The 5,009-nt window shown below is 64.1% G+C and carries 3 protein-coding genes and 2 pseudogenes; all 5 read right to left on the bottom strand.

Annotated features, from left to right (window positions below; all coding sequences use genetic code 11):
- The coding region (locus OXF11_15460) for a hypothetical protein (protein MCY4488488.1) at positions 1 to 291 on the bottom strand (291 nt) is incomplete at its 3' end.
- Positions 292 to 774: 483 nt separating this feature from the next.
- On the bottom strand, positions 775 to 912 hold the full coding sequence (locus OXF11_15455) for a hypothetical protein (protein MCY4488487.1): 138 nt from the start codon (positions 910 to 912) through the stop codon (positions 775 to 777).
- Positions 913 to 947: 35 nt separating this feature from the next.
- Entirely contained in the window at positions 948 to 2,894 is a 1,947-nt protein-coding gene (locus OXF11_15450) for a hypothetical protein (GenBank protein MCY4488486.1), read from the bottom strand.
- A gap of 813 nt (positions 2,895 to 3,707) precedes the next feature.
- Positions 3,708 to 4,031, bottom strand: a pseudogene (locus OXF11_15445) (integrase core domain-containing protein).
- 11 nt (positions 4,032 to 4,042) lie between these two features.
- A pseudogene (locus OXF11_15440) lies at positions 4,043 to 4,852 on the bottom strand (IS256 family transposase).
- Positions 4,853 to 5,009: the final 157 nt, after the last annotated feature.

Here is a 5,009-nt window from a genome sequence, read left to right as displayed (position 1 = left end):
GTGGTACCTTTGGTTGTACTCCCGGATCTTCTCCGGGTTCTTCTCCCTCCACTCCGCCTGTCTCCCAAGCCGTTGGCGCCGAAACTCAGGGTCCTCTCGACACCGCCGCCTCGCGTATTCGCGCATGTAGACCGTTCGCTTCCCGTCCAGGGATATCGCGCTCACGCGGCCCTCCGTCAAGTCGCTCAGCAACTGCACGCGGTCTCCGAACTCGCACCAGCGGCACGTCTCCGCCAGCTCCTCGGGCGTCACCCGGGCGATCACCTCCAGCACTTGTTCGCTCAGCGCCATGGCACCATCCCGTCATGACCGGAAAGCGAAGGCCCGTGCAACCCGCCCGCCGCAACGCCCGGATTCGCATTCTTTGGCCCTCTCGCGCCCCCCTTTGCCCTTGGGCGGAAATCTCACCATGTTTAGCGCGCGAGGCAGTGGCGCAGACGCCGGAGCTTGCTCGCAAACGGACGGTTGAAGGAGCTTGGAGCTAACGCGTCGATTGAACACTGTTGCAACACCGATGCCGGTACTGCTCAACACTCATTGACTCATGTTCGGAAAACATTCTTTCGCGAACGAATACTGATCCAGTCTGACACGGATCGCGCAACCCTACAAGATCGAAGACAGAGTCCGGGGTGAGCCGCCAGCGACGCGCGAAGCGGTGCGCTTACGATTTTCCCGTGCCCGAGCTACATGGACCGCGCTTTCCCTGCGACACGACATTCCGCGGAGGGTGCCGGTTCAACGTATCGTTCTCTCCCTGCCCGGATCCTCGGTTCATTGCTCTCCGCCAAACCCGGCGGCCAAATCGCGGCGTTCCAGCACGCCGCCCATTCCCTCGTGCCCGCGCCCGAAAAAAGCCCCCTTTACGTCGCCGGCATCGCCGTCGGTCCGAACGAAGCCGTTGCCGCTCACGCGTATCGTGTACTCGAGATCACCATCGCCCCATCTCACGCCGGAGCCGGCCGCACCCGGCGCGGCACGAACGCCCCACTGCTCCAGGTTGGTAAAGTCGAGATCACCGTCCATAGTCGCCAGATCGACGACCAGCCGCGCGTCCCCGGCGACCGTCTTTCCCAGCGGCCGCGAGATGCCAGGAGCGCGCCGCTCCAGGTTGCGCTACCCGCCAGCGACCGGGTGTCCGCGAGCTCAGTTCCCGGAACAGATCCCGAAGCCCAGGGCCGGGCCAGGCCGTTCCTCAAGGAGACGCCGAAGGAAACATCTGCCTCCGAGCCGGCGAGATCCAACTCCCCCCGGACGTGAAAGGACGTCTCCTCCCAAGGCCCGAACCCCTCCGCCGTCATGTCTTCCGGCATGGCGCCGGGCTCGAACCTGGCATAGGCTGCGAACAGGGCGTCTCGATCCACCGGACTGAGGATGTGCGGGTGCGGAAGGGGGCCAATGCCGGCATTCAGCGTTGAGCGGGGGAAACGCTCCGGATCGGTATGGGTGCCGAAGCCGAAGGCATGGAGCAGTTCATGAACCAGGACGTGGACGATTGACGCATCCGAAAGGGTCGGCGCGTGAAGAGTGTTGAACAGTATGTGAGAAGAGCCTGCATACTGATGTTCGTACCGCTGGCTTGACCGACTCCCCACGAAGTAGTGCTGGGCGAACGTGGCGCCGGCTGGATAAACGTCAAAGCGATACGGCCATTCCTCGGGCGGGGCGAACTCGATGACGATAAACTCATCCGGGAGCGGGTCGAGATGGGTGTTGCCCGGTGCGGGCGTGGGCCGCTGGTCGAGTTGAAGCCGTTTCTCGTAGGGCAGGGCGGCGTTGACGATCTCGACGGCGCGCGTCGCGAGGTCCGCGAATCTTCGGTTCGTTCCCTCGACGAGACGGACGAGCGGCGGCTCCGGAAACGACGGGAGTCCTACAATTCGTTCTCCAGTGTCATATCGGACCGTCGTCGTCCAGTGCAGATACGCGAGGACGTCTTCGGCGGTCGCGCCGTCGCGCACCGACCCCGTCGACAGGCTCGCTCCGCCGCGCTCCCCCGCCCTTTCGAACCCGCCGGCAGGAGGCGGAGGCAAGGAGCCGATGTTCATACGGCCGTCATGGTCGAATACGGGCGCCGACACCACCGGAGGGCGGACGTACGCCGGATCCCGGCTGGCCGTTCTTACCCCGGCGACGAACTCCCTGACGAACCTCAGGGCCTCTTGCGCTCTCTTCAGTTGGTCGTCAGCCTTCTCCGTCTGTCGGTTGGCCTCTGAGTGGGTCGTTGCCAACCGGACATTTTCGGCAGCCTCCGCCGCCTCCCGGCGGGCTCCCCCGGCCTCCTCATGAGCATAACGCTGGGCGTTCCTGTAACTGTCCAGATCGGCATGCTTGTCCAGCCGGACCTCGGCCACCGCCGCCAGCGCAGCCAGCCATGCGTCCTCCGCCTGCCTGGCTGCCGCGGCGGCGGCGCTGACCAAGGCATCCCTCTCCATCGGGGTGGAGGGATTGTGCGCCCTTCGCACCATGTCGGCGTACTTCACGGCTTCGTCTCGCTCGGTCTCGGCCTCAGAGCGCTTTGCCAGAGCGATGTCTCGTTGTCTCTGCGCGCTTGCCAACGTATTCGTCACCGCGGTCCGATCCGCAGCGTTCGCGGCAGCCACGGCGGCCCTCCTGGCGCGCATGGACGCCGCCCACGCGTATCCGTACGAATCCGGGTCCGCAAACCTGTTGGCCTCCTGGGCCATGACCGCCGCCTCCGCCTCCCCGGCCGCCGCAGCAGCAGCAGCCGCCGCATTCATTGCGGCCGTCTTCGCCACCGCCAGTGCCGGATCGGGCGTCGGCGACGTTTGCACCCTCGGCGGCGCTTGCGCGCTCCCGCCCCCGCAACCGGAGAGAAGAACCCCCCCAACCAATAACCCGCACAACATCGGAATCGCCATGGTGATTTTCATTCTGCACTCCCTTGACGTATCCACCGTCCGCTCAACGCTTCGAGCGTTGTCGCGCCCGTCTTTCCCTTCTCCCGCATCGAGAAGTTCGCCGGGTTCAGCCACGACGGGTCGAGACAAATGGAGCCCGAGAGGTCGGCGCTCACAACGAGTTGGGACAGCGTCGCGTCGGAGAGCGGGCCCGAACAGGCCTAGCCGCAACGCCAAGGCGGGGAGGAGAAGGGAAGAGCGGGGGCGGGAACGCTCGGCGCGGGGCTCAGGCCGTTGTGGGGAGCCTGCCGATCTTGAGGGAGCCGGTCGTGGCGCGCCGGCCTCGCGCAGTGCCCACGTCATGCCGCTGGGCCGTTACTATACAGGGGGCCACACGGGACCTTGTTATGGCCTTCGCAGAAATTTTGTTCCGCGCTGCCCTCGTGCGGTTGTGGAATCTCTCCGCCAACGGTTTCATACACGGTCGCCCCCTCCGCAAAAACGGCCCATTCACCATATTCTGACAGACGGCGACACTGAGCACATTCAGGTGTGTTAAGCGTATGTTGCGTGAGCGGGATAGTATTTTCTAGGTATATCCCAACTTACCCTGTAAACGGTGCGAGAAGACCACCTCACCTGAGCATGGAAAAGAGTTTTGGTGGGGTATTTGGCGGGAGGAGGGAGCCGATGACGCATAGGGAATCGCGGGAAGCGGGAAGGGAGTTGTGGGCGAGGTACGGGAGGTCTTTGCTGGAGGGGATGCGGGTTGGAAGGAGAAGGCGCTGGGTGTCGAGGGAAGAGAAGTGAACCGCCCCGGGTTTACCGGAGACGGATTTCTGTGAGTCAGTCCACCAGGGTCGACTCATCGCACTGCTGATAGTACGTGTCTTCGAGTTCTGCCGGCGGCACATAGCCGATGCCTTCGAGGAGTCGGCGGTGGTTGAACCAGTCGACCCATTCGAGGGTGGCGACCTCGACCGCTTCGAGGTGGCGCCAGGGGCCGCGTTGACGGATCACCTCGGTCTTGTACAAACCGATGATGGACTCGGCCAGGGCATTGTCGTAGGAATCCCCGACGCGGCCCACCGACGGCTCGATCCCGGCGTCAGCCAGACGCTCGGTGTAGCGAATCGACAAGTACTGGCCCCGGTCGCTGTGATGCACCAGGACACCGTACCGATGGCGTCAGGGAAGCCCGTGAGCCCGTCCACCACCGCGATCAGGATATCGTGCAGGCCGCGGGCCTGGAGCTCGTTCATCACCTTGAGCCAGAACTTGGCCCCCTCGGTCTGCTCGATCCACAGCGCCAGTACCTCCTTGTCGCCTTCCGAGGTGATCGCCAGGGCGAGGTAGACCGCCTTGTTGCGCACCAGGCCTTCGTCGCGGATCTTGACCCGTAGCGCGTCGAAGAACACCACCGGATAGACCGGGTCCAGAGGCCGGCTCTGCCCGAACAGCAGGACGTGTTAAACAGGACCCGGGCGGCATGATCGATCACTTCGGAATACACCTTATTTCTGCCGCCTTCCTGTCCAACGATGTGGGACCACCTCAGTAATCCGGCTGATCAGGTCCGGCGATACCTCAACCCCGTAAAGCTCCTCCAGGTGACCCCGGATCTCGCGCACCGTCATGCCGCGCGCGTACAGCGACACGATGCGGTCGTCGAAACCCTCAAGACGCCGCTCCCCCTTGGGCACGATCACCGGCTCGAAACTGCCGTTGCGGTCCCGAGGCACCGCCAAGTCCACCTCCCCGTCCTCGGTCAGTACCGTCTTGTCCGAATGCCCGTTGCGGCTGTTGCCCGTGCCTCGCCCGGCCGGATCCCCCTTCTCGTAGCCCAGGTGCTCGCTCAACTCCGCCCCCAGCGCTCGCTCCAACAGCGCCTTCCTGAGCTCCTTGAACAGCCCCTCCTCTCCCAGCAGGTCCTCCGGCTTCTCGTAGTCCGTCAGCAACTCGTCCAGTAGCTCAGGTCTCAATGTCGTCATCGTAGGTCCTCCTCTTCCTAGCAGGCCGTGGAAAAACGCCTGGATTTGAGGGTCTGTGAGTGATTCGATGGAAAACCCGGCTTCAGGGCATCGAGATAGACTTGTTTCACCGGCCATTTCAGGCCAGGGAGCGCGGCGCAGACGCACTGAGGCCATG

This window comes from Deltaproteobacteria bacterium (genome assembly GCA_026712905.1).
In the GTDB taxonomy this organism is placed as follows: Bacteria; Desulfobacterota; Binatia; order UBA9968; family JAJDTQ01; genus JAJDTQ01.
The sequence above is the reverse complement of the archived record's forward strand: the minus strand, read 5'-3'. Positions and strand labels throughout refer to the sequence as shown.

Coding starts and splice junctions, on each gene's coding strand:
- OXF11_15450 (MCY4488486.1), bottom strand. CDS start 2,894: ATGAAAATCACCATGGCGATTCCGATGTTGTGCGGGTTATTGGTTGGG.